This window comes from Paraburkholderia sp. GV068 (assembly GCF_003058125.1).
Taxonomy (GTDB): Bacteria; Pseudomonadota; Gammaproteobacteria; order Burkholderiales; family Burkholderiaceae; genus Paraburkholderia; species Paraburkholderia graminis.
On record NZ_QBUB01000007.1, the window covers coordinates 325,162 to 350,654 of the forward strand.

Sequence of the window (25,493 nt, forward strand, 5' to 3'; positions counted from 1 at the left end):
AATGATCATCGAATAAAAGTACGACGAAAAATATTCTCATTTGATGCAAGTAATAAGTGACAATGCATTCACATGCAGCGGAAAAACATACCGTCCGCGCGAGCGGCGGGCCCGCGCAGCCGCACACGCCGTGCGTCTCCACGCCACGCTGTGGTAACGTGTCGATTCACCGCGCATCGGCCGCTTCAGGCCGCATTCGGGCGATGACGAAAAATGTTTCAAAGCTGAACACAAGGGCCGCCGACGTTGGCCCTTTTAATTGCATCGGTAATTCGCGAGTCTCGAATCAGCGCCATTTCTATTGGCAATTAGGCGCGCGGCATTCCACTCGTGGAATTAACGCGTTAATATGCGGCGCTTCGACGCATCAAAAAATGTTTCACTTTTGAAACATCAATTTTGATTCGTCGGATTAATAACGCGCAAAATCCTTCATTTCGCTTTCTGGATTCGTCGGAGTTAATGGCCGGTCGGCGGAGCGGTTCGCGACGCAATTAGGGACACGACAGGCGGCAACGGTCCCGCATCTCTCCATCGAGACGTGAGACCGTTGTGTAGCAGGAAACGGCGCGCTAGCCGTTCGTGCCTTCGCCCGGTTCGCGCACAGCACCGACGCCTGCGCCGCTGCCGGCGCCCGCGTTGGCCACGCGCTCGAGCACCGGCCTCAGCGCGGCTCCGGTGTGACTTTCGCGGACCTGCACGATTCCCTCGGGGTCCGTGGCCGCGACGATCGCGCCGCCGCCCACGCCGCCTTCCGGACCCAGGTCGATGATCCAGTCCGCCTCGGCGATCACATCCAGATCGTGCTCGATGACGACCACGCTATGCCCGCCGTCCGCGAGACGATGCAGCACGCGAATCAGCTTGGCGACGTCGGCCATATGCAGGCCGACAGTCGGCTCGTCCAGCACGTACAACGTATGCGGCGGCTTCTGACCGCGCCGCGTCACGTCGTCGCGCACCTTGCTCAACTCGGTGACGAGCTTGATCCGCTGCGCCTCGCCGCCCGATAACGTCGGCGACGGCTGACCGAGCGTGAGGTAACCGAGCCCCACGTCTTTCATCAACTGCAACGGGTGCGCGATGTTCGAGATCGGCGCGAAGAACTCGACGGCTTCGTCGATTTCCATGGTCAGGACGTCGCCGATATTCTTGCCGCGCCACGTCACCGCCAGCGTTTCCGGATTGAAGCGCTGCCCGTGGCACACGTCGCACGGCACCTTGACGTCCGGCAGGAAACTCATGCCGATGGTGCGCACGCCCTGGCCTTCGCAAGCGGGGCAACGGCCTTCGCCCGTATTGAACGAGAAGCGCGACGCGGTGTAGCCGCGCGCCCGCGCTTCGAGCGTGCCGGCGAACAGCTTGCGGATTGCGTCCCACACGCCGATATACGTGGCGGGACACGAGCGCGGCGTCTTACCGATCGGCGTCTGATCGACCTCCAGCACACGGTCGATGCTCTCCCAACCCGTGATCGAATCGCAGCCATGCCATGCATGCGTGACGTTCAGCGGCGCACGCGGCGCGCTGCGCGCGAGTACGCTCGAACGGCGCGCGGCCTGCTGATTCGCGGCCTGCTTGTCCTGCGCCGCGGCGCGCGCCCGCCGCGTAGCCGGCGACGACAACACCGAACGCCCAACCGCGTCGAGCAGGTTGGCCATCAGCACGTCGCGCGCGAGCGTGGACTTGCCCGAACCGCTGACGCCCGTCACCGCGACGAGCCGCGACAGCGGGATATGCACCGTCACGTTGCGCAGATTGTGCAGCTTGCCGCCATGCACGGTCAGCCAGTTCTCCGGCACCGCCGCCGCGCGCTTGCCCGGCGCGACGACTTTGCGGCGCGGCTGCAACGGATGCACGATGGGCGAGGCCAGGAACTGCCCGGTCAGCGATTCGGGCTGCGCCGACAGATCGGCCACACTGCCCTGCGCGATCAGCGTGCCGCCGCGCTTGCCGGCGCCGGGACCAATATCGATGATGTGATCGGCCCGCCGGATCGTATCTTCGTCGTGCTCGACGACCACGAGCGTATTGCCCTTGTCGCCGAGCTTGCGCAGCGCGTTCAGCAGTATCTGGTTGTCGCGCGGATGCAGGCCGATGGTCGGCTCGTCCAGCACATAGCAGACGCCCTGCAGATTGCTGCCCAACTGCGCGGCAAGCCGGATGCGCTGCGCCTCGCCGCCCGAAAGGCTCGGCGCCGCGCGGTCGAGGCTCAGATAACCGAGCCCGACTTCTTCGAGAAACTGCAAGCGGCTGCCGATTTCGCTGACCACGTCGCGCGCAATCTCCGCATCGCGCCCGGTCATGCGCAGACCGTCGATCCACGCACGCGTGTCCGACACGGTCCACTGCGCGACGTCGGTGATCGCATGCGCGTCGAACGTGACCGCGCGCGCGGTGAGATTAAGCCGCGTGCCCGCGCAATCCGGACACGGTTCGTCGACGAGCCCCTCCGGTTCCTGCTCTTCCGACGGCAAGCTCTGTTCACGGCCGCGATTGTCGTCGACGACGATCGTGTCGTCATACGCGGCGCGTTGCTCGCGCGTGAGCGCGAGGCCCGTGCCGACGCAGGTCGTGCACCAGCCGTGCTTGCTGTTATACGAGAACATGCGCGGGTCGAGCTCCGGATAGCTCGTGCCGCACACCGGACACGCGCGCTTGGTGGACAGCACTTTCACGGCGCCGAGTTTCGCGGTGGGCAGCCCGCCGTTCATCGCGTGGTCCAAGCCGTCGAGCGGCGCAAGCAGATGCATCACGCCCTTGCCGATTTCGAGCGTCTGGTCGAGCGCATGACGCAATTGCGCTTCGTCGTCCGCCGACACGATCAGGTCGGCGACCGGCAACTCAATGGTGTGTTCGCGGAAGCGGTCGAGCTTCGGCCACGGGTCGACCGGCACGAATTCGCCGTCCACCCGCAGATGCGTATTGCCGCGCGCCTTGGCCCACTTCGCGAGATCGGTGTACACGCCCTTGCGGTTCACCACCAGCGGCGCGAGGAAGCCGACGTGTTGCCCCTTATGGTCGCGCAGCAACTGCGCCGCGATCGACTCGACGCTCTGCGACGTAACCGGTGTGCCGTCGTGAATGCAATGCTGCAAGCCAAGCTTCACATAGAGCAGACGCAGGAAGTGCCAAACTTCGGACGTGGTCGCGACGGTACTCTTGCGACCGCCGCGCGACAGGCGCTGCTCGATCGCGACGGTCGGCGGAATGCCGTACACGGCATCGACCTCGGGGCGCCCTGCCGGCTGCACGATGGAGCGTGCATACGCATTCAGCGATTCGAGATAACGGCGCTGGCCTTCGTGAAAAAGAATGTCGAACGCGAGCGTCGACTTGCCCGAACCGGACACGCCGGTGATCACATTGAACTTGCCGTGCGGAATGTCGACGTCCAGCGCTTTCAGGTTGTGCTCGCGCGCGTTGACGATGCGCACCACGTCTTCGCCTTCGATCGCACGCCGCGCGCGCGCCGCGCTCAGCGCCTTCTGCAACGGGATGCCCTGCGAGGCCGCGTCTGTAGGTTCCGTCGCCGCGTTCATCGCGCGGTCGTACTGCAGCAGCGCCACACCGGTATGCGATTCGGCACAGCGCTTGACGTCCTCGGGCGTGCCCGCGCACAGCACGCGGCCGCCGCCGTCGCCGCCTTCGGGACCGAGGTCGATGATCCAGTCGGCCGCGCGGATCACGTCGAGGTTATGCTCGATCACGATCAGCGAATGGCCGCTTGCCAGCAGCTTGCCGAACGCCTGCATCAGCTTGGCGATGTCGTCGAAATGCAGGCCCGTGGTCGGTTCGTCGAACATGAAAAGCCGTTTGGCGACGGCCTGCTTCGCGCTGCGCGCACTGCGCGCCTGGGCCGATTCGGCGAGAAAGCCGGCGAGCTTGAGCCGCTGCGCTTCGCCGCCCGACAACGTAGGCACCGGCTGACCGAGCTTCACATATTCGAGGCCGACGTCGACAATGGGCTGCAGCACGCGCAACACTTCCGCGTCGTTCGCGAAGTACGCGGCGGCTTCGCTGACGGTCAACTCCAGCACGTCGGCAATGCTCAATGCGCGCGCCGGTTCGCCGCGCTCGATCTTCACCTCGAGCAGCTCCGCGCGGTAACGGCGCCCGTCACAGTCCGGACAGCGCAGGTACACGTCGCTCAAAAACTGCATTTCGATGTGCTCGAAACCCGAACCGCCGCAAGTCGGGCAACGTCCGTCGCCGGAATTGAAGCTGAACATGCCCGGCCCGTAGGCGCGTTGTTGCGCGAGCGGCGCCTTCGCAAACAGCTTGCGGATTTCGTCGAACGCGCCGACGTAGCTGGCCGGATTCGAGCGCGCGGTCTTGCCGATCGGCGACTGGTCGACGAACACCACGTCGGTAACCTGATCCGCGCCGGTCAGGTTGCGGAATGCGCCCGGCGATTCGGTGCCGAGGCCGAAATGCCGCGCCATGGCCGGGTACAGCACGTCTTGCAACAGCGTCGACTTGCCCGAGCCCGACACGCCCGTCACGCAGACGAGCCGCTGCAACGGAATTTCCACCGTAACGTCGCGCAGATTGTGCTCGGTCGCGCCTTCCAGCACGATGCTCGGCGTGCTCGCGTCCACAGGGCGCTGCGACCAGTGCGCCGCGTCCGCGACGTGCCGGCGCCCGCCGAGATACTCGCCGGTCAGCGTGCCCGACGAACGGATCAACTCGGGCGCGCCGTCGAAAATGATCGAGCCGCCACGCTCGCCCGGCCCCGGCCCCATGTCGATCAGCCGGTCCGCCGCAAGCATCACCGACGGGTCGTGTTCCACCACCACGAGCGTATTGCCCGCGTCCCGCAGACGATGCATGGCCTCCACGATCCGGTTCAGATCGCGCGGATGCAGACCGATACTCGGTTCGTCCAGCACGAACAGCGTTTTCGTGAGCGACGTGCCGAGCGCCGTGGTCAGATTGATCCGCTGCACTTCGCCGCCCGACAACGTGCGGCTTTGCCGGTCGAGCGTCAGATAACCGAGCCCGACGTCGCACAGATATTTGAGGCGCGTACGTACTTCGGCGAGCAGCAGCTTGAGCGCGTCGTCGAGCAGCGCGCTCGGCAAGCTGATTTCGTCGAAGAAGCGGCGGATGCGCTCGATCGGCATCAGCATCAGGTCGTGCACGGTGAGGCCCGGCAGCGCCTCGAGTTGCGCGCGATTCCATTCGACGCCGCGCGGCATGAAGCGCTGCGCGGGCGCCAGCACCTGGTCCGCATTAGCCTTGCTGCCGAGACGCCACAGCAGCGACTCCGTTTTCAGACGCGCGCCGCCGCAGGTTTCGCACGGCGTGTAGCTGCGGTACTTCGACAGCAGCACGCGAATGTGCATCTTGTACGCTTTCGATTCGAGATATTCGAAGAAGCGTTTGACGCCGTACCACTGGCTTTGCCACTTGCCGTTCCAGTCCGGCGAACCGTTGATGACCCAGTCGCGCTCCGCGTCCGTCAGTTCGCCCCACGGCGTGCCGCGGCGGATGTCGGCCTTCGCCGCGTAGCGCATCAGATCGTCCTGACACTCCTTCCACGCGGGCGTTTGCATCGGCTTGATCGCGCCGTCGCGCAGCGTTTTGCGCGCGTCCGGGATCACGAGGCCGAGGTCGACGCCGATCACGCGGCCAAAGCCGCGGCAGACGTCGCACGCGCCGTAGGCCGAGTTGAACGAAAACAGCGCCGGCTGCGGATCGGCATAGCGCAGGTCGCTTTCCGGGCTATGCAGCCCCGTTGAGAAGCGCCAGAGTTCCGGCTCGGCCGGCTGCGCCTCGGGCGCGAGCGGCGCGTCTGAAGCCGGCGGCAACACGTAGATATTGACGCGCCCGCCGCCGCGCTTGAGCGACGCCTCGATCGCCTCGACCACCCGTTGCTTGTCGGCCTGCGCCACGCGGAAGCGGTCGGCGACCACATCGAGCAGCTTGCGCTTGCCGGTGGGCGAATCGACCTCGCGCTGTGCCTGCACGCGCGTATAGCCGCTTGCCGACAGCCATTGCTCGACCTCCTGCTCGGAAGCCGACTCCGGCAACTCGACCGGAAACGTGACGACGAGCCGCGGATCGCTGCCGGCCGTGCGTTCGAGCAATTCCGCGTAAATGGTCTCCGGCGTGTCGTGACGCACCTGGCGCGCCGTCTTGCGGTCGAACAGCTCGGCCGCGCGCGCGTACAACAGCTTCAGGTGGTCGTTCAGCTCCGTCATGGTGCCGACGGTGGAGCGCGAACTGCGCACGGGGTTGGTCTGGTCGATCGCGATGGCGGGCGGCACGCCGTCCACCCGGTCGACCTGCGGCCGGTCCATGCGGTCGAGGAACTGCCGCGCATAAGCGCTAAACGTTTCGACGTAGCGCCGCTGCCCTTCCGCGTAAAGCGTGTCGAACACGAGGCTCGACTTGCCGGAACCGGACGGCCCGGTGACGACCGTCATTTCGCCGGTTTTGACGTCGAGATCGACGTTCTTCAGGTTGTGCTGGCGCGCGCCGCGAATCTTGATAATGCCGTTGGATGACAATTTTTCGACCGTCTGAATGAGTGGACCACCTCTCACGGACGCCTCGCGACCGCGCAAGTTCGGTGCAAACGGAGCGGCGGCGTTCGCGCCGCGGCTCGCGTGCAGTTGGACACTATACTGTATATCTATACAGTTTTCCACGAGCCGCGCATGCGCGTTTGCGTAGGCGCACGGGTCCCGAACTACGCCGCTTACGCGGTGGCCGCCGTCTCGAAGATGTCGCGCAGCCACTGCGCGAACACGCGCACCCGCGACGACAGTTGCCGGTTCTGCGGATACAGCACCGACACCGGCAGCGACGGCGGCGGGAAGCCGGCGAGGATGATCTTCAGGCGCCCCGCCGCGAGTTCGTCGCGCACGCGGTAGCGCGGCACCTGCACGATGCCGAGCCCGGCGAGCGCCGAGCCCGTGTAGAGTTCGACGCCCGTCACCGACACCGCGCCCGGCAGCAGCATCGGCGTATTGCGTCCTTCGATGCTGAATTCCAGCGGCACCGGCTTGCCGGTCGCGCTCGACACATAGTTGACGGCGCGGTGCGCCGCGAGCGCCGACGGGTCCGCGGGCTCGCCGTATTTTTCCAGATAGGCCGGGCTCGCTACCGTGACTTGCGGCAGTTGCGCGACGCGCCGTCCGACCATCGACGAATCCTGCAGGTTGCCCGCGCGCAGCACGCAGTCGACGCCCTCGCGCACCAGATCGACCAGCCGGTCGTCTTCGCCGATCGTCAGTTCGATGTCCGGGTAGCGCGTCAGAAACGCCGGCAAGGACGGCACGACGAAGTGGCGCGCGAGCGTGCCTTGCAGGTTCACGCGCAGCAGGCCCTTCGGCGCGAGGTTCGAGAACGAGCCTTCGGCGTCCTCCAGATCGGCGATCAGCCGCACGCAGCGGCCGTAGTACGCCTGGCCGTCCGGCGTCAGACGAACCGTGCGCGTGGTCCGCTCGAGCAGCCGCGCGCCGAGCCGCTCCTCCATCCGCTTGACGAGATTGGTGACGGTGGCGCGCGGTATCTGCAGGTCGTCGGACGCGCGCGTGAAGCTCTGGCGCTCGGCCACCCGCACGAAAACGCGCATTTCCTCGAAACGGTCCATGTTTGGCGTGCCCTTTGGTTCGTTTTGTTAAAGCAAGTGGAATGATGATGGTGAGGCCGGCCCGATTATCTCAGAACAGAAAGTGTTCATCATTCACTCACCGATCCACTACCGACAAGGAAACGCATCATGAACACGACAACAAACGCCCAGATCGCCATCGTGACCGGCGCCTCGCGCGGCATCGGCGCGGCCATCGCACGCCGTCTGTCGAACGACGGTTTCGCCGTCGTCGTCAATTACGCGGCAAGCTCGAACGAAGCCGAAGCGCTCGTCGCCGAACTGAAGGCGGCGGGCGGCCGGGCGATCGCGGTCAAGGCGGACGTGTCGAAAGCCGGCGACGTGCGCCGCATGTTCGAGACAGCCGAGCAGCAACTGGGAAAGGTCGACGTGCTGGTCAACAACGCGGGCGTGATCCAGCCGACGCCGCTTGCCGACACCAGTGACGAGTTGTACGACCGCACGTTCGACATCAACGTGCGCGGCACTTTCAACACGCTGCGCGAAGCGGCGGGCCGCATGAACGGCGGCGGGCGCATCGTCAACTTTTCGAGCACGACCGTCGCGCTGAACATGCCGGGTTACGCGATTTACAGCGCGACGAAGGCGGCGGTCGAAACGTTCACGCACGTCTTCGCGAAGGAACTGCGCGGGCGCAACATCACCGTGAACGCGGTCGCGCCGGGGCCGGTCGCGACGTCGCTCTTTTTCGACGGCAAGACCCAGGAGCAGATCCAGCACTTCGCGAAGATGCCGCCGCTCGAGCGCCTCGGGCAACCGGAGGATATTGCTTCGGTGGTGGCGTTCCTCGCGAGTTCGCAGGCCGGCTGGGTCAACGGCCAGGTATTGCGCGCGAACGGCGGGCTGGCTTGAGGGTTGGGCATTGAGGGTTGGGCATTGAGGGTTGCGCATTGAGGGTTGAGGCGCGCGTTGGTTTCGGGCGCTGCGGAAGCGGCACCGGCAACCAACGCACCTAAAAATGCGCCCCGACTCGCCCGCTTAAACCGCTTTCGGATTGCGCTCGGCGAATCCTTCCTGATGCCAGTACGGATAAGCGGGCCGCACCGCGCTCGCCGCATCGAGCCGCGCGACCTGCTCGGGCGTCAGATTCCAGCCGACCGCGCCCAGGTTCTGCCGCAACTGCTCTTCATTGCGAGCGCCGATCAGCACCGTCGACACCGTCGGGCGCTGCAACAGCCAGTTCAACGCAATCTGCGGGACGGTCTTGCCGGTTTCGACGGCGATCTCGTCGATTGCGTCGAGCACGCGGAACAGGTAGTCCTCCGGCACCGGCGGGCCCATGTCGGCGGTCTTGTGCAAGCGGCTCTGCTGCGGCAGCGGCTGGCCGCGCTTGATCTTGCCCGTCAGACGTCCCCAGCCGAGCGGGCTCCACACCACCGCGCCCACGCCCTGATCGATGCCGAGCGGCATCAGCTCCCACTCGTAATCGCGGCCGACGAGCGAGTAATACGTCTGGTTCGCGACGTAGCGCGGATAGCCGTAGCGGTCGGCGGTATCGAGCGACTTCATCAGATGCCAGCCGGAAAAATTCGACACGCCCGTGTAGCGGATCTTGCCCGCGCGCACCAGGTCGTCGAGCGTGGACAGCACTTCGGCGACCGGCGTACGGGCGTCGAAACCGTGCAACTGAAAGAGGTCGATGTAGTCGGTTTGCAGGCGCTTGAGCGCCGCGTCGACCGCCTGAATCAGGTGAAAGCGCGACGAGCCCACGTTGTTCGGGCCGTCGTCGAAACGAAAGGTCGCCTTGGTCGAGAGGATCGCCTTGTCGCGCTTGCCCTTGAGCGCTTCGCCGAGCACCGACTCGGATGCGCCGCGCGAATAGATGTCCGCGGTGTCGAACATCGTCACGCCCGCATCGAAACAGATGTCGATCAGACGGCGCGCTTCGGCGACGTCGGTCGCGCCCCACGCCTCAAAAAATTCGCCCTTGCCGCCGAACGTCCCCGTGCCGAAACTCAGCACCGGCACCTTGAAACCGGACGCACCCAGATGTCTGTATTCCATTGATGAATCTCCGTGGCATAGCCGTCGTTTGAACGGAGGTTCAGTTTACGCCGGTCGGCGCGGACGCGTCGCCGGCGTCGCCCGCCTCCGCAAACTCAGTGCGCTGCTGCCGGCAGGTGCTTGCGTTGCGCCAGTTCCTGCGCCATCGCGTAATGCTCCTGCAGAACAGGCAACGCCTTCTTCGCCGCATCCTTCAACAGCGGATCGCGGCCCGAGGCGATTTCCGCCTGGAACGCCGACAGCGCCTTCTGCTCGCCGGCCAGCGCGACCTGCTCGATATAGGTCTTGTCGAACTCGGCGCCGCGCAGGTTGTTGATGCTCGCCAGCACTGCCGTGTCGGGGTCGTTCTTCGGCACGTCGACGCCGCGCGGGCTGGCCGCGCGCAGCGCGTCGGTGATTTTGGCGTTGTCGGCCGAGACGCGCTCGGCGAACGCCTTCACGTCGCGGTCGGTCGAGCGCGACGTCGCGATGCGCGCGGCATCGCGTTGCGTGGCGACGGCCTGCGTGCCCTCGGCGATGAACGTCTGGTCGGCGGCATGCAGACGGCCCGCGTCCGGCGCGGCGGCGGGCGCCGTCTGGGCGCTGGCCGTCGTGGCGGAAGCGGCGAGCATCAGCAGACTGGCCATGCAGGCGCTCGTGATGGTGGCGAGAGGCAAGCGGGTCATACGTTCTCCTTGGATTGGAAGCGAAACGGCAACGATGCGGCGCGCGAGGACATGTGAGCGCGAGAGGCCGCGGCCGGCTCGTCTGCTGCCGTGAAGCGCCGCAAAGCGCCGCATTCGATCGTCGGAAAAAATTCTAGAAGCCGCGCCCGATGCCATGTGATACGACGCTGTCGCTTGTGTAACGTTAGGTAACCTTCACACGAATGCCGTCCGCTCGTGAGCGAAAACCGCGCGCACCCAGGGATTGCCAGCAAAAGCCGGCGAGCCGCTGAATTTTTCGGCAGCCGCGCCGATAACAGAAAGTAAGAAGCGCGTCGGCATCAACCAACGCAAGCGCGCGCCCACGCACCGCAATCCCGGAGAGATTCGATGGCAGTAGATAACCGCGCGCACGACGAACGCACCAACCTGACCAGTTCCAACAAATTCGAGTTGCTGCTGTACCGTCTCGGCTCGGTGCCCGGCAGCGACGCGCACGAGCTTTACGGCATCAACGTGTTCAAGGTGCGCGAAATTTCGACGATGCCGCCGGTCACGCCGATCGCCGGTTCGTCGCCGTTCGTGATGGGTGCGGTCGATATTCGCGGGCAGATCATTCCCGTGATCGACCTGCCGCGGCTGATGGGCTGCGAGCCCACGCGCGGCCTGAACATCCTGCTCGTCACCGAATTCGCGCGCTCGACGCAGGCGTTCGCGGTCGAGGAAGTCGACGACATCGTGCGCCTCGAATGGAATCAGGTGCTGTCCGCGGAAGGCGCGGCCGGCGGCAATCTCGTCACGAGCATTGCGCGGATCGACGGCAATACGGGCGACTCGCGGCTCGCGCAGGTGATCGACGTCGAGCAGGTGCTGCGCGACGTGTTCCCGTCGCAGCATCCGAGCGTGGACCCGACGTCGGTGGGCGATGCGCTGGGCATTCGCCCAGGCGCGAAGATTCTTGCCGCCGACGACTCCGGCTTTGCCCGCAAGCTGATCGAGCAGGCGTTGACCGCGATCGGCGCCGAGTTCGTGATGACCAAGACCGGCGAAGAGGCGTGGCAGACCTTGCAGCAGGTCGCGGAAGAAGCCGAGGCCAATGGCGTGCGCGTGAAGGACAGCATCGCGCTGGTGCTGACCGACCTCGAAATGCCCGAGATGGACGGCTTCATGCTGACGCGCCAGATCAAGGCGGATGAGCGGATGCGCGACGTTCCGGTGATCATCCATTCGTCGCTGACGGGCGCGGCCAACGAGGCGCATGTGAAGAACGCTGGCGCAAACGGCTATGTCGCCAAGTTCCAGGCGGGCGAGCTCGCGCATGCGATACGTACTGCGCTGATGTCCGCGGCTGAGGCTGCTGCGTGACGATGTGAAGCGGCCGCGCGGCCGCGCCGCGCCGAGCCAGCACTAACGACGCACACCCGCTTTACCGAGCCGCGGCGAGCGCAACCGAAAACACGACGCGGCTCGTCGCGACGCCCATCGTGTTGAACGTTCTGGGCGCATGAAAAGCGTCGAGCTTCGCGCGCTGTCCGGCCGTGCCGATATCGAGCAGCGCGAGCACTTCGGCGACCACCGCGTATAGCACGCTGACGTTGCCATCCTCGACTTTCACCGCGATGCCGAGTGCGCCTTGCGCGCCCTCCTTGCCTGTGTGCGCCGCCGTCTGCTTCGACGCGCGCACGCCGATCGCATAACTGCCGTCCGCACCGAGTTTCCCGACCAGCGCGCCTTCGAACGCGTTCATCAGCAGCGTGCAAAAGCGGCCCTCTCCTGCCACCAGTTCCGGATAAGCCGTCATCGCACGATAGATGCGCGCGAGCGCCGCCGTGCGCGAAGTAGGCTCAGCGTTGGAAGCACCGGAGGACACTTCATCCTCGGCAGCGGCCAGCTTGACGAAGAGTCGCGCAAGACGGTCCAGCGCAAAGGCCGGCGTGGGCAGATTGCATCCGTCGATCGCCCATTGCACGCCCTCGTCCGGCAGATCGCAGACGTCCGCGACCGTGTGCTTCACGCGCACTTGCAACGGATGATCCGGCTCTTCGTAACCGCTCAGCGCGGCGCCGATCGAACGCGCGCCGGCGAGCATGCCCGCGTGCTTGCCCGAACAGTTGCTGCACACCGCGCCCGGCTTGAAATCGCGTTTGATCCAGTCCGCGTACACGGCATCGGAGAGCGGCGGATGACCGCCGCAGCGAAGATCCGCCTCGCTTGCCTGCGCCTTCGCGAGCATGCCGCGCGCACGTTCGATGTGACGCGGCTCGCTGCTGTGCGACGCGCACATCAGCGCGAGGTCCGCATCGTCGAAACCGAAGCGCTCCAGCGCGCCGGTTTCCAGCACCGCGAGCGCTTGCGCCGGCTTGGCGGCGGAACGCGCCAAGGTGACGCGCGACGGATCGCCGAACGAATACAGCAGGCGGCCGGCGGCATCGACAACCGCGACATGCGCGCGGTGCGTGTTTTCAACAGAATTGCCGCGATAAACGGTCGCCGCGATCGGCTCCGTGGTGTGCAGACTCATGCGCATTCTCCTCGTGATCGCGCGAATCGTTGCGCTTGCAAGCAAGCGTCATATGTCACGCGCTAAGCGCCACGATTCTACGGAACGAGTGCGCGCGCATCAATCGCCGCGAACCGCTGCCTCGCGTTTAAGCTCGGCCACTTGCGCCTCGAGTTGCTGGATGCGCTCGTCGCGTTCCTGCAATGCGGCGGCTACATCCGCCGCTTCGAAACGCTGCGGAATATGCTTCGGACAATTGACGTCCCACGCGCGCACCGTCATCACGATCACGCGTTCGCCGCGCGCCTTGTAACCCTCGGGCATCAGCTTCGCGAGCAACGCGGGATCGTCGTCGACCACGCGCGCCTCGCCCCAGATCTTGATGCGCCGGCGATGCGCATAGTCCATCAGAAACAGATGCGCCTTCGGATTTTCCGCGAGATTGCCGGCCGTGATGTACTGCCGGTTGCCTGCAAAATCCGCGAACGCAATGGTGTGATCGTCGAGCACGCGCAGAAAACCGGCGGGACCGCCGCGATGCTGGATATACGGCTGCCCTTCCGAACTGACGGTCGCGAGAAACACGCTCGTCTGCTGCTCGATGAAACCCGCGACGTCGGGCGTGAGACGCGTCTGCCAGCCGTGTTCTTCTTCCATCCGCGCATACGCATCGCGCGAACCGTTGCGGCTTTGCAATGCCTTGACCGTGGGCGTGAACGCGATGTCGCTCGGATAAGCGTGCTGGTGCGAGTCAGGGTGTGTCATGAAACGGCTCCTTGGCGGGCATTCCCGCAAGTGACGCGCTCAACCTTACGCGCATGAGCCGTGGCGCGGTAGCCGGCCTGAACGAGAAGCCGCTTCTCATCGAACGAGAATAGCGCGCCGTGCAAAGCCGCGCGCCGCTCAGGCGCTCGGCGCCAGTTCCTCTTCGCGTTCGAGCGAACGCGTGTTCCTCAGTTCGGGGAAGAGCTTCATCCACAGCAAGGCGACCGTGATCGTCGCGATGCCGCCGACCAGCACCGCCGTTCGCGCGCCCCACCAGCCGGCCGTGACACCCGATTCGAATTCACCCAATTGATTCGATGTGCCAATGAAAAGCGAATTGACGGCGCTCACGCGTCCGAGCATTTCATCCGGCGTGCGAAGCTGCACGAGCGACAGACGCACGACGACGCTGATGGTGTCCGACGCGCCGAGCGCCATCAGCGCGAGCAGCGACACGATGAACTGATGCGACATGCCGAACACGAGCGTCGCCACGCCGAACGCGATCACGCCGCCGAACATCGCCGCGCCCGGCCGGTTGCGCAGCGGAAAATGCGCGAGCCAGATGGTGCCCGCGAGCGCGCCGATCGCGGTGCCCGAGCGCAACAGGCCGAGCCCGAGCGGCCCGGTATGCAGCACATCGCGCGCGAACACCGGCAACAGCGCGGTCGCGCCGCCGAACAGCACCGCGAACAGATCGAGCGACAACGCGCCGAGTATCACCGGTTGCTTGCGAATGAAGGCGATGCCCGAGAACACCGATTCGAGCGTGACGGGCGCGCGGCTCGCCGGCTTCGCGCGCAGCGGAATGCCCCACACGGCTGTGGCCGCGGCGGCGAACGACAGCGTGCACGCGAGATAAGCGGCGCCCGGACCGATGCCGTAAAGCAGACCGCCGAGCGCGGGACCGGCGATCTGCGCGGTCTGGTTCGCCGAGGTCGCCCACGCCGTCGCCTTGGGCAATTGTCCGCGCGGCACGACGCCGGGCAACAACGACGCGACCGCCGGCGATTCGAACGCGCGCGCCGCGCCCACGCAGGCAGCGAGCACGTAAATCACGGGTGCGCTGATCCATCCGCCGAAGGTGCCCCACGCGAACAGCAATGCCGCGACGCTTTCGAGGCTTTGACAGATGGCCGCGATGCGCCGGCGATCGTAGCGGTCCGCGAAGTGACCGACGACGAGCGTCAGCAGGAACATCGGCAGGAACTGCGCGAGTCCGACGAGGCCGAGCGCGAACGCGCTGTGCGTGAGCGCGTAGATGTGCCACCCCATCGCGACCGCGAGCATCTGGAACGACAGCGACGAGAGAATGCGCGTGCACCAGAAGCGTTGAAACGCCGGTTGCTTCGGCAGGCTGACGGAGGAGGAATCGGCGGTGTCGCTGGAGTCGGCGGGAACGGGAGGCATCGAGGTCGTGAGTGTTGGCGTGGCTGGCGTGGCTGGCGTGAGCGGCGGCTAGTTTAGAGCAACGCAGCCGGTCTTGCTGGCGCGGTGGGCATCCGCGAGTCCGCGTCATTATGTTTTCATTTGATAATCATTCTCATTTACATTATCCTCTCGCATCCTTAATAACAACCGACGCCGCTGAGCTGCCCGGCCGCTCTGGTGCGGGATACGCGTCGTCCAGGAATCTGTCGTTCAAACCATCCATGCGCTTCGTCAAAACCTCCGTGCCGCCAGGCCGCTTTCGCCGCCGCGGCCTCCGCATTCCCCTTTCGATGTTGATGTACATGGCGACCGCGCCCGCCGCACTCGCCGCCGCCGCTTCGCCGGATGCCGCGAGCGCCCCGCCCGCCGCCTCGACCGCCGCCCCCACCGAACTGCCGGCGGTCGCCGTGCAGGCCGCCGCGCTCGCCGACCCGACCGCCGGTTATCGTCCGCGCACGAGTGAAACCGCGAGCGGCATCGCGACGAAAATCAGCGACATTCCGCAGTCCGTCGCGGTGGTCAGCTCGAGCGTGATGCAGGACCAGCAGGCGCGCACGCTCGACGACGTGCTCGGCAACGTGAGCGGCATCACGCAAACGAACACGCTCGGCGGAACGCGCGATGCGTTCATCAAGCGCGGCTTCGGCTCGAACGACGACGGCTCGATTCTCGTCGACGGCATGCGCTCGCCGACGCTTCACAACTATCTCGCGACGATCGACCGCGTCGAAGTGCTCAAGGGCCCCGCTTCGCTGCTTTACGGCATTCAGGAGCCAGGCGGCGTGATCAACCTGATCACGCGCAAACCGGAAGACACTTTTCACGGCTCGGTCTCCGCGAACTACACGAGCCATCGCGGCAGCGGCACGAGCTTCGACCTCACCGGCCCGATCGGCGAAGCGGGCCAGGTCGCGGGCGGCACGCTCGCGTTTCGCCTGACCGGCGAGTACAACACCGCGCGCTACTGGCGCAGCTTCGGACGCCAGCGCGACGCGCTGATCGCGCCGTCGCTGTCGTGGCACGACGCGAATACGTCGATCGACGTGAGCTACCAGTACGTCGACTACACGACGCCGTTCGACCGCGGCACGGTGCTCGTCAACGGTCATCCCGACGATGCCTTGCGTTACACGCGCTATGAAGAAGCGTGGGCACAAAACTCAGGCGAGCAGGAAACGCTGCGCGCGAAAATCGAACACCGCTTTTCCGACGAATGGCGCGTGCGCGCAACCTACGGATGGAGCCGCGACCGCTACGACCAGTACATCACGCGCGCGACGGCGTTCAACAGCAGGACCGGCATCATGAGCCGCTCGTCGGATGCGAACCTGCAGCGCAACGATTCCGACGAAATCGCGACCGTCGGCGTGCTCGGCAATCTGAAGCTCGGCGGCATGCGTCACGAGTTGTACGTCGGCGGTGAGTACGAGCGTCAGCGCAGCTTCCGCGGCGACACGATACGCGGCAAGGCGGTGTCGGGCTTCGATCTGTTCGCCCCCGTCTATGGACAACTGTCGCCGGGCGGCACGCCGAGCGCGACGCAGAGCGACAGCTTGTCGAAGGTGCATACCTATTCCGTCGTGACGCAAGACACGGTTCATCTGACCGACAGGCTGATCGCGGTCGGCGGCCTGCGTTGGGAGAACTGGCAGCAACTGTCGGGCGTGGGCCGTCCGTTCGTGATCGCCGATCACTCGCATGGGCAGGTGTGGTTGCCGCAATTCGGCCTCGTTTACCGGCTCACGCCGGCGCTGTCCGCGTACGCGAACTTCAGCAAATCGTTCGTGCCGAACGTCGCCACGCAAGTGAGCGAGCCGCTCGCGCCGGAGCGTGGGCGCGTCTATGAAACGGGCCTCAAGTTCGACGCACATGGCATCACGGGCACGCTCGCCGTCTATCAGATCGACAAGAACAATGTGGCGGTCACGGTCGGCGATACGACGGAAACGGTGGGCAGCGCGAGGTCGCGCGGCATCGAGCTCGATGTGGCCGGACGGGTCACGCAGCACGTGAGCGTGATCGGCAGCTATGCATACACGAACGCAACCGACCGCGACAACGGCACGCGCCTCGTGAATGCGGCGCGCCATACCGGCAGTGTCTTCGCCGTCTACGACACGATGCTGCCGTATCTGCCGGGGCAATGGCGTTTTGGCGGCGGCGCGCGGCTAGTGAGCAAGCGTCCGGGCGACACGGCCAACAGCTTCACGTTGCCAGGTTATGTCGTGGCAGACCTGTTCGCCGCTTATGACACGAAGATCGGCAAGATCCCGACGCATGTGCAACTGAATGTGAAGAACGTGTTCGACAAAACGTACTATCCGTCGAGCAACAGCAATCTGATTATCGCGGTCGGCGAAGCGCGGCTCGTGATGTTGAATACGACGTTTTCGTTCTGACGCAGCGGGGTTCGTCGAGAGTCATGAGGCGCGCGATGCGCGCCTCGGCTCAACTTGTTCGACGCATCAACGACGCAGCAACCACATTAGATAAGGCCCGCCCAGAAGCGTCGCGATCACGCCCGCCGGCAGTTGCTGCGGAAAAATCATGTTGCGGCCGAGCCAGTCCGACAGCACCATCAGCAAGCCGCCGATCAGCGCCGCGACGACCATCTGCGAACGCGCGCGCGGAAAGCCGAGCAGCCGCGCGAGATGCGGCGCCATCAGGCCGACGAACGACATCGGGCCGATCACGACCGTCGCGCCCGCCGTGAGGATCGCGGCCAGCGCGAGCAGCATGAGCCGCGCGCGTTGCGCGCCGACGCCGAGCGCATTCGCCACGTTCGCGCCGAGCGGCAGGATCTCGAGCCAACGCGCGCCCAGATACGCGACGACCACCGCGACGACCGTACACGCGCCGACGGCGATTGCCGTCGCCGGCGCGATCAGGTAGGTCGAGCCATATTGCAGCGGACGCAGGAGGTTCGCGTACGCGCCACCGCTCGCCGTCGCGAGCATGACCAGCGCCTGCGAAAACGCGCTGAGGGCGATGCCCGCAAGCAGCACATGCTCCGGCGCAAAACCGCTGCGGCGGCCGAGCGCGACGATCGTCACGAGGCAGATCAGCGCGCCCGCCGACGAACCCGCGAGCAGCACGGGCGTCGACGGCGCGCTCGCCACGACTGCGGCGGCCAGCATGCCGAGCATCGCGCCGCCGCTCACGCCAAGCAGATCGGGGCTTGCCATCGGATTGCCGGTGACGCGTTGCAGGATCGTCCCCGCGAGCGCCACCATCACCCCCGCGCCCAGCGATGCGGCGAGGCGCGGCACGCGCCAGAACCACACGTCGCTCCATTGCTGCGCGCCGGTCCATTGCCAGCCGTGCAGCGTCGTCGAAAAGAGCAGCGACACGACGACCGCGGCGACGAGCAGGACGCCGAGCAGCAGTGCGGGCATCGTTAACGCGCGCCGCGGCGGCGCGTTCTCCGCAGACGCGGGACGCGGCGCCTCGATATGCACGCGGCGCAGCATCCACAGCAGCAGCGGCCCGCCGCAGAGCGCGACCGCCGCGCCCGTCGGCAGCAGTTCGCCGAGTACGCTCGGCAAACTCTGCACGGCCTGATCGGCGATCGCGAGCAACAGTGCGCCGACGAACGGCGCCCATAGCAACTGATCGCGCACGCGGCGTGCGCCCATCAGGCGCGCGAGCACCGGCCCGCCCAATCCGATGAAGCCGATCACGCCGACCGCGCTCGCCACGAACGCGCTCAACGTGACGGCGACGCCGAGCGCGAGCGGACGCGTCCATTTCAGCGACATGCCGAGCTGGCTCGCGCTGCCGTCGTCGAGCGAAAAGAGCGTTAAGGGACGCACCAGCAGCGCCGTGGCGACGCCGCAGGCGAGCACGCGCGGCAGCAGCCACACGACGCTCGCCCAGCCGTTTTGCACGAGCGAGCCGCCGCCCCAGATGAACACCGACGTCAACGAACGCTCGAACACAATCGTCAGGATCACTGACAATGCGCCGCAGTACAGATTCACGATCATGCCCGCGAGCACGATGGAGACTGCCGCGAAGCCCTTGCGCCACGTCATCGCCATGGTGGCGAACATCGCGAGCGCGGCGCCTGCCAGCGCCACCGCGAAGCGCATGTCGACGGCGAGCGCGGGCGCGGCCACCGCGGCGATCGTCAACGCGAGATACGCGCCCGCCGACACGCCGAGCGTGAGCGGCTCGGCAAGCGGATTGCGCAGCACCTGCTGAAAGACCACGCCCGCCAGCGACAACGCCGCGCCGGCGATCAGCGCGATCGCGAAGCGCGGCAGCCAGCCATAGCGCACGACAAGCTGCGGCAACGTGGCATCGGCGCGAGGCAACAGCGCGCCGGGCCATTGCGCGACAGGCAGCCGCGCGGACAGTGTGTGATAAACGAGCCACGCGGCCAGCATCAGCAGCAGCGCGGGCAGCCGCCACGCGCGCGGCGCGGCCGCGGTGACAGTCGCCGTCGAGCGGTTCATTGGGTGACTCCTTGCAGCGCGCCGGCGAGGCTGTCGGCGAAACGCATCGACGCGACGAGGCCGCCGAGCGCCGGCAACGGGCCGATGTGCCGGACGCGGTTTTGCCGCACGAACGGCAGTGCGCCCCATAACGGGCTGCGCGCGAGTTGCGCCGCGACGCCGGGCGGCACGCCGATGGTGACGACTTGCGCATCGGCATGTCGTGCGAGCGCGCCGAGGTCCGCTTCGGTCATGCCTTGCGGATCGGCGAAGTCCTGCCACGCGTTATCGATTCCGAGCGCGTGGAGCACGCCGCCGAACAGGCTGTTTCTGCCGAATACGGCGATGTGACGGTCGTCGATCGGACGCAGTAGATAGACGGGACGCCGCATCGCGCGAAAGCCCGCGAGACGCGCGGACGCATCGGCGACGCGGGCATCGGCTTGCGCGAACAGCGCATCGGCCGCGGCGTTGCGGCCGAGCGCGTCGGCGAGCTTGCGGGTCGCGGCGTGAACAGCGGGATAGACGTCGATGCCGGGGCCGAACAGTTGCACCGTCAGCGTCGGCGCGATGCGTTCGAGCAACCCGCGCAGCGGCGCGTGCCACGGCGTGATGACGATAAGCTCGGGCTTTAGCGCGGCGAGCACTTCGAAGTTCGGCTGATACAGCAAGCCGGTATCGACGACCGACGGCGGCAACGCCGGCACGCCGTCGAGCTTCGCATACCACGCGGGACGCGACACGCCGACGGGCACAACGCCGAGCGACAACACGACTTCCGTCAGCGGCCAGTCGAGCACGACGACGCGAGCGGCGGGCGCCGCTGCTGAGCCTGCGGCCGAGCCTGAAATCGAAGCGGCCGCAGAAACGGCACCCGCTGCATCCGCCGCGCGCGCCGACCGTGCGCCCGCCGCCATAAGCGCGGCCGCGCCCAACCCCGCAAGCGCGAGGCGCCGCTTGCCGTTAAAGCGCACGCTTGCCGTCATGGCGACGTGTGCCGCATGCGATCCGCCGGGCCCTTCGTCATGCCGATCACCATTGGTAACGAGCCGTGCCCAGCACCGTGCGCGTCGCGCCCCAGTAGCACACCGAGGCGGTCGTGCAGTACGAGATGTACTCGCGATCGAACACGTTGTTCAGATTGAGCGACAGGCGCCAGTTCTGAATGTCGTAGTGCGCGCCGAGGTCGACGAGCACACGCCCCGGCACGGTGAAGGTGTTCGCTGCATCGCCCGCCGAACTGCTCATATAACGCACGCCGGAGCCGACGCCGAAGTTGCGCAGCGGTCCGCGGTGGAACGTGTAATCGGCCCACAGCGAAGCGGTATTGCGCGGCGCGATGGTCGGACGCTTGCCGAAACTGGTGGGCGTCGTGGTGCTCGTCACCTGCTGGTTCAGATAGGTGTACGACGCAATCACTTTCAGATCGGCGGTGACGTTCGCGTGGGCTTCGAACTCGACGCCGCGTGAGCGCGTCTGGCCGGTCTGTATCGCGTTGCCCGGATGATCGGGATCGACCACCGACACATTGTCCTGCGTCAGCGTAAACGCCGCGAGCGAGAAGAAGCCGTCAAACCATTTCGGCTGATAACGCACGCCCGCTTCGATCTGCCGGCCCTTCGTCGGCGAGAACGGAGCGCCCGAATAGGTCGCGCCGAGCACCGGTTGGAACGACCGCGAATAGCTGACATACGGCGCGATGCCGCTTTCGAATTGATACGCGAGGCCCGCGCGCCACGTGAACGCATGATCGTTCGTGTGGTAAATGCTGCCCTTTCCCGTCGTGAGCAAGGTGGTCTGCTGATTGCCGCCCGTCCAGTCCTGGCGCACGCCGAACGTGAGCACCCAGTTACGCCAGCGCGCTTCGTCCTGCGCATACACGCCGACCGTGCTCAACGAATAATCGAGGCGCGTGTTGGCCTGCTGCGTCGGCAGCGACGAGAAGTTCGGGTTGTACAGATCCACCGTACCGAGGACGGAGTTGCCTTCGGTATCGCCGAGCATCGAGCGCTGATAGTCGAGACCGAACAGCAACGTGTGCTGAACGGCGCCCGTCGCTACCTTCGCCTGCGCGTGCGTGTCGACCTGGAATTGCGTGTAGTGCTCGTTGTCGACGTTGCCCCACATTGACACCGTGCGCTGATTCGCGCCGAGCGCACTCGTCACCGAGGTCTGGTAATAATGCTGGTCGATATGCAGATAGCGCAGATTCTGCGACACGCTGATCTTGTCGTTGATCGCGTGATCGAACTGATAACCGAACCAGTACTGCGTGCGATGCATGCCGTCGCGGTCGGGATCGCCGAAATATTTGTCCGGCCCGAGTTGACCGTTCGGGTTACTAAACAACGTCGCGCCGGCGGGCACCGGGTTGAACAGACCGCCGTTCGGGTCGCGCTGGAAGCTGCCCTGCAGCGTGAACGTCGTGTCGCGGTTCGGCCGGATCGTGACCGACGGCGCGATTGCAAGGCGCTGGTCCTTGATGTCGCTGACCTGCGTCTCCGCAGTGCGCGCGACGCCCGTGAGCCGATACAGCACGGTGCCGTTCTTGTCGACGGGACCGCTCAGGTCGAAGCCCAACTGATAGTTGTTGTGGTTGCCGATCTGCATCATCACTTCGTGATAGGGCTGCTCCATCGGCAGCTTGCTCACGTAATTGACGAGACCGCCCGGACTGCCCTGCCCGTACAACACCGACGCCGGGCCATGCAGCACTTCCAGGCGCTCCATGAAGTACGGGTCGATGCGCGGCGTGGCGAAGCGCGGCGACTGGTACAGATGCAGGCCGTCCAGATACGAGTCGAGCGGAAAACCGCGGCCGTAAAGCTGATCGAAACGGATGTCGGTGCCGTCCTGCGAATAGACGCCCGGCGTGTAGCGCAGCGCCTGATCGACGGTCTGCGCGCCCTGGTCGTCCATCTGCTGGCGCGTGACGACGGACACGCTCTGCGGATTCGTGAGCAGCGACGAATCCGTCTTGGTGCCGGTCATCGAACGTTTGGCGACATAGCCGACGCCCGGCCCTAGCGGATCTTCAGCAGAACTGCGCACCTGAACGGCAGGCAATTCCTTCGCGGCGTCCGTGCCCGATGCAGCGGCCGGCGATTCCTGCGCGTGCGCGCCGAGGCTGGCCAGACCCAGCATCAACGCGACGTAAATCGGACGCGGGTGCGGCAAGCCGCGCTCCCGCAAAGCAACGCATTTCCCGGCTTTCTCAACCTTCATTCTTCTTGATCCCCTTTCTTCTATCCCCGAATCAAGCCAGACGCGCGGACGCCGGCCTGGTGCCCGGTGATTCTCTCAAGACGGGATAGTAATGTAAACAATAATCGTTCGCATTCAATGCGAATAAAACTGTGGGGAACGGGAGACACAGCCGTTGGCGCGATGCGGGCGAAACGCGCGCCCGTCGCGCCAGCGGCTGGCAAATGCTAGCGGTGGAAATCGGCGACGGGATCGGGCTGAGTGCGTGCCGTCGCCTCGCTTTGCGACGCCGATGGTGCGAACCACTGCGCAAGCTGCGCGGCAAGAATCGGATGGTGGACGATGCTCGAATGACTCGCATCGACGTCGAACTCGTGCAGCCGGCCCCGCGTGTGGTCCGCCCACGCCATCCTGCGACGCGGATCGGCGATGCGCAGCGCGCGCCACACATGCAGATCGCAGGCGATGCGCGGCAGCACATGCCGCGACATCAGATCGGCGTGCAACGCATCGGCGGCGAGCGCGTCCCCGAGCAGCGACGGACCGGCGTTGTCGAGCAGCGTGAGCGCGGCGGCCGGCGCACTGTCTTCGCCTTCGTCTTCGTTGACGGTGGTGGGAGAGCCGGCGCCCTCCTCCCGATGCGTCGCCGTATCGACGATACCGACGAATGACACGCGCATGCCGCGCCGCTCGAAATGATCCGCGATGGCGATCGCGAGCCGGCCGCCGAACGACCAGCCGAGCAGCGCGTAGTCGCCGTGCGGCTGGAGCGCTTCGATGCTGTCGGCGTAGTGCGCAGCGAGCGCTTCGAACGTGTCGCCTTGCCACGGCTCGCCGCGCACAGCCGGGGCCTGAATGGCGATCAGGCTCACGCGGCCGTTCAGCGCCTGCGCGAGCGTGCGGTATTCGCCGACCATGCCGTAGCCGGGGTGCAGACAGAACAGCGTTGCCGGCGCGCCGAGTGCGTTGAGCGGCACGGCGGGCGATCGTGCGGCCTGGGCGCGAGCGTTTGCGTCTTGAGGCCGGCGTCGCGCGAACCAGGCGGCGAGCGCATCGGCGGGAGGCGCGGGCAGGCTGGCTTCGTATACGGCGCGCGCGGTCCAGCTTGCGGCGATGGTGTCGCGCTGCGCCAGCGTTTCGACGGAATCGGGAACGGGTGGGCGCGGTTTGGGGGCTTGTGGTTGTTGTGGCTGTTGCGGTTGCTGTTGCGATGTGGCGGTGCGCAGATGTTCGACCAGCGCGACGAGCGACGACTCGAACGACGCCAGCAATTTTTCGGCGAGCGCGTCCGACACGAACTGCGGCGCGTAGCCCCAGTTGAGCGCGAGCGAATCGCCGGCAATCCAGCCGTTGATGTCGAGCGCACGGTCGGGCAGCCGCGCGCGGGGTGCGATGGCGTCGCCCGGCGTTTCGGCCGCGAAGCCGAAGCGGCTTGCATCGTCGAAAGTCTGATCGAAGCGGCCCAGATAGTTGAAGCCGATCTCCGGCGTGGGCAGCGCGCGCAGCGCCGACCGACTCGCGGCGTCCGCGCAACAGGAGAGCAGGCCCCAGCCGAGCCCGCGCAACGGCACGGCCGCGAGACGCTCGCGCACCTGCAGCAGCGCATCGGCCGCGTCGATGCCGCGCGGCAACGCGAGCGGATACTGGCTCGTGAACCAGCCGACGGTGCGGCTCAGCTCGGCACCGTCGATGACGTCCTCGCGGCCGTGGCCTTCCAGCTCGACGAGCACTTCATCACGCGACACCGCATCGCCGATGGCGCGCGCGAGCGCCGCAAGCAGCACTTCGTCGACACGCATCCGGTACACGCGCGGCGCCTCGCGCAGGAGCGCCGCGGTGAGTTCGGGCGAGAGCTTTTTCAGCAGCGTCTTTTGCGGCTGCGGATGCGGCTCGATGGCCGGAAACAGCGGGCCGGCGCGCAATGCGGGCGCGTCGAGCGCGGTCTGCCACCATGCGAGTTCAGCGACACGCTCGGATGATTCGGCGTACTGATGAAGTTGGCGGACCCATGCGCGCCAGGGCATCGACGGGGCCGGGAGGTGGATGGGTTCGTTGCGTTCTGCTTGTTCGTAGGCGGTTTGCAGTTCTTCGAGAAGCACGCGCCACGAGACGCCGTCCACTGACAGGTGATGGATCGCGATCAGCAGACGGGTTTCGTCTTGAGTTTCGAAGTGGCCGACGCGCCAGATTGGGCCGCGCTCGATGTCGAGGCTCGACTGGATGTTGGTGCAGGCGGTTGCAAGGTCTGCGAGCGACGAGAGTTTTTCGTGGCGGACGATGGCGGTGGCGGGCTGCGATACGTGTGTGGTCTGCGGTTCCTCTGACGACAGCGATACTTGTGAGCCTTGCGACGCTTGTGACGGTTGCGAATCGTCCGTCGCTTCTGTCACTGTGTCCGCAGACTTTCCGCTCGCCACGGTCTGCTTCCACTCCCCGGCCTCTTTTACGAAGCGCAGACGCAGCGCGTCGTGGCGTGCCTCCAGGGCCGCGACCGCGCGCTCGAGCGCCTCAGGCACGAGCCGCCCCTTCACCTTCAGCAGCACCGCCTGGTTCCAGTGCGATTCCCCTTGCGGATATCGCTCGAAGAACAGCCGCTGGATCGGCGTCAGTGCGAGCGGCGCGCCGTCGTCGACCTCATGCGCGATGTGCGAATCGAGCCGTTGCGCGCGCTGCGCGAGACCGCTCACCGTCGGATGCTCGAAGATCTGCCGCGGTGTCAGCCGCCAGCCCGCCTCGCGCGCCCGCGCGATGATCTGCAGGCTCTGGATCGAGTCGCCGCCGGCTTCGAAAAAGTTGTCGGTGACGCCCAGATCGTCGCGTCCGAGCACGGCGCTCCAGATCGACAGCAGCACCGATTCGATCTCGTTCGATGGCGCCACGCACTC

14 protein-coding genes are annotated in these 25,493 nt (G+C 66.0%); 3 read left to right on the plus strand and 11 right to left on the minus strand.

Translation table 11 applies throughout. From position 1 onward, the window contains the following. Positions 1–572: 572 nt before the first annotated feature. Together uvrA and C8K18_RS17235 are read right to left on the minus strand one after the other, a co-directional pair. On the minus strand, positions 573–6,515 hold the full coding sequence (gene uvrA / locus C8K18_RS17230) for an excinuclease ABC subunit UvrA (protein ID WP_258196138.1): 5,943 nt from the start codon (positions 6,513–6,515) through the stop codon (positions 573–575). Positions 6,516–6,706: 191 nt separating this feature from the next. Continuing rightward, entirely contained in the window at positions 6,707–7,603 is an 897-nt protein-coding gene (locus C8K18_RS17235) for a LysR family transcriptional regulator (RefSeq protein ID WP_006051155.1), read from the minus strand. A 129-nt stretch (positions 7,604–7,732) separates the two neighbouring features. Between C8K18_RS17235 and C8K18_RS17240 the strand changes: the two genes are divergently transcribed. Beyond that, the gene (locus C8K18_RS17240; protein WP_006051156.1) at positions 7,733–8,476 is read left to right on the plus strand and encodes an SDR family oxidoreductase; all 744 of its coding nucleotides are present in this window, start codon (positions 7,733–7,735) and stop codon (positions 8,474–8,476) included. A gap of 126 nt (positions 8,477–8,602) precedes the next feature. Here C8K18_RS17240 and C8K18_RS17245 read toward each other — a convergent pair whose 3' ends face one another. Both C8K18_RS17245 and C8K18_RS17250 read right to left on the minus strand, forming a co-directional pair. Beyond that, positions 8,603–9,628 carry an aldo/keto reductase gene (locus C8K18_RS17245; RefSeq protein WP_006051157.1) on the minus strand — a complete coding sequence of 342 codons (1,026 nt, stop codon included), beginning with the start codon at positions 9,626–9,628 and terminating at the stop codon, positions 8,603–8,605. A gap of 95 nt (positions 9,629–9,723) precedes the next feature. Further along, on the minus strand, positions 9,724–10,293 hold the full coding sequence (locus C8K18_RS17250) for a DUF4142 domain-containing protein (RefSeq protein WP_107708478.1): 570 nt from the start codon (positions 10,291–10,293) through the stop codon (positions 9,724–9,726). Between the two features lie 369 nt (positions 10,294–10,662). On the opposite strand from C8K18_RS17250, the gene C8K18_RS17255 reads away from it, so the two are divergent. Next, a complete protein-coding gene (locus C8K18_RS17255; RefSeq protein ID WP_006051159.1) occupies positions 10,663–11,637 on the plus strand; it encodes a chemotaxis protein in 975 nt (324 codons plus the stop codon). A gap of 61 nt (positions 11,638–11,698) precedes the next feature. On the opposite strand, the gene C8K18_RS17260 is transcribed toward C8K18_RS17255, so the two are convergent. The 3 genes from C8K18_RS17260 to C8K18_RS17270 all read right to left on the minus strand — a co-directional run bounded on the left by C8K18_RS17260 (position 11,699) and on the right by C8K18_RS17270 (position 14,947). Then, positions 11,699–12,793 carry an asparaginase gene (locus C8K18_RS17260; RefSeq protein ID WP_107708531.1) on the minus strand — a complete coding sequence of 365 codons (1,095 nt, stop codon included), beginning with the start codon at positions 12,791–12,793 and terminating at the stop codon, positions 11,699–11,701. A 99-nt stretch (positions 12,794–12,892) separates the two neighbouring features. Further along, positions 12,893–13,537, minus strand: coding sequence for a pyridoxamine 5'-phosphate oxidase family protein (locus C8K18_RS17265; protein WP_006051161.1), 645 nt, complete (start codon positions 13,535–13,537; stop codon positions 12,893–12,895). Positions 13,538–13,675: 138 nt separating this feature from the next. After that, positions 13,676–14,947, minus strand: a complete 1,272-nt coding sequence (locus tag C8K18_RS17270) for an MFS transporter (RefSeq protein WP_107708479.1) — start codon at positions 14,945–14,947, stop codon at positions 13,676–13,678. Between the two features lie 242 nt (positions 14,948–15,189). Here C8K18_RS17270 and C8K18_RS17275 point away from each other — a divergent pair, with 242 nt between their 5' ends. After that, on the plus strand, positions 15,190–17,367 hold the full coding sequence (locus C8K18_RS17275; RefSeq protein WP_374710188.1) for a TonB-dependent siderophore receptor: 2,178 nt from the start codon (positions 15,190–15,192) through the stop codon (positions 17,365–17,367). Positions 17,368–17,433: 66 nt separating this feature from the next. Here C8K18_RS17275 and fhuB read toward each other — a convergent pair whose 3' ends face one another. The 4 genes from fhuB to C8K18_RS17295 form a co-directional block, all read right to left on the minus strand. Further along, a complete protein-coding gene (gene fhuB / locus C8K18_RS17280; protein ID WP_107708481.1) occupies positions 17,434–19,425 on the minus strand; it encodes a Fe(3+)-hydroxamate ABC transporter permease FhuB in 1,992 nt (663 codons plus the stop codon). Continuing rightward, positions 19,422–20,390 carry an ABC transporter substrate-binding protein gene (locus C8K18_RS17285; RefSeq protein ID WP_107708482.1) on the minus strand — a complete coding sequence of 323 codons (969 nt, stop codon included), beginning with the start codon at positions 20,388–20,390 and terminating at the stop codon, positions 19,422–19,424. The genes fhuB and C8K18_RS17285 overlap by 4 nt, the downstream gene beginning before the upstream one ends. A gap of 46 nt (positions 20,391–20,436) precedes the next feature. Beyond that, complete coding sequence (locus C8K18_RS17290; protein WP_107708484.1) at positions 20,437–22,629, minus strand: TonB-dependent siderophore receptor; 2,193 nt, start codon at positions 22,627–22,629, stop codon at positions 20,437–20,439. A 206-nt stretch (positions 22,630–22,835) separates the two neighbouring features. Next, a partial coding sequence (locus tag C8K18_RS17295; RefSeq protein ID WP_258230479.1) for a condensation domain-containing protein occupies positions 22,836–25,493 on the minus strand: 2,658 nt, incomplete at its 5' end.

Bases quoted from the DNA above. Each gene is read 5' to 3' on its own strand.
- C8K18_RS17265 (WP_006051161.1), bottom strand. From the start codon at position 13,537: ATGACACACCCTGACTCGCACCAGCACGCTTATCCGAGCGACATCGCG.
- fhuB (WP_107708481.1), bottom strand. From the start codon at position 19,425: ATGAACCGCTCGACGGCGACTGTCACCGCGGCCGCGCCGCGCGCGTGG.
- C8K18_RS17245 (WP_006051157.1), bottom strand. From the start codon at position 9,628: ATGGAATACAGACATCTGGGTGCGTCCGGTTTCAAGGTGCCGGTGCTG.
- C8K18_RS17285 (WP_107708482.1), bottom strand. From the start codon at position 20,390: ATGACGGCAAGCGTGCGCTTTAACGGCAAGCGGCGCCTCGCGCTTGCG.
- C8K18_RS17270 (WP_107708479.1), bottom strand. From the start codon at position 14,947: ATGCCTCCCGTTCCCGCCGACTCCAGCGACACCGCCGATTCCTCCTCC.
- C8K18_RS17235 (WP_006051155.1), bottom strand. From the start codon at position 7,603: ATGGACCGTTTCGAGGAAATGCGCGTTTTCGTGCGGGTGGCCGAGCGC.
- C8K18_RS17240 (WP_006051156.1), top strand. From the start codon at position 7,733: ATGAACACGACAACAAACGCCCAGATCGCCATCGTGACCGGCGCCTCG.
- C8K18_RS17290 (WP_107708484.1), bottom strand. From the start codon at position 22,629: ATGAAGGTTGAGAAAGCCGGGAAATGCGTTGCTTTGCGGGAGCGCGGC.
- C8K18_RS17250 (WP_107708478.1), bottom strand. From the start codon at position 10,293: ATGACCCGCTTGCCTCTCGCCACCATCACGAGCGCCTGCATGGCCAGT.
- C8K18_RS17255 (WP_006051159.1), top strand. From the start codon at position 10,663: ATGGCAGTAGATAACCGCGCGCACGACGAACGCACCAACCTGACCAGT.
- C8K18_RS17275 (WP_374710188.1), top strand. From the start codon at position 15,190: ATGCGCTTCGTCAAAACCTCCGTGCCGCCAGGCCGCTTTCGCCGCCGC.
- C8K18_RS17260 (WP_107708531.1), bottom strand. From the start codon at position 12,793: ATGAGTCTGCACACCACGGAGCCGATCGCGGCGACCGTTTATCGCGGC.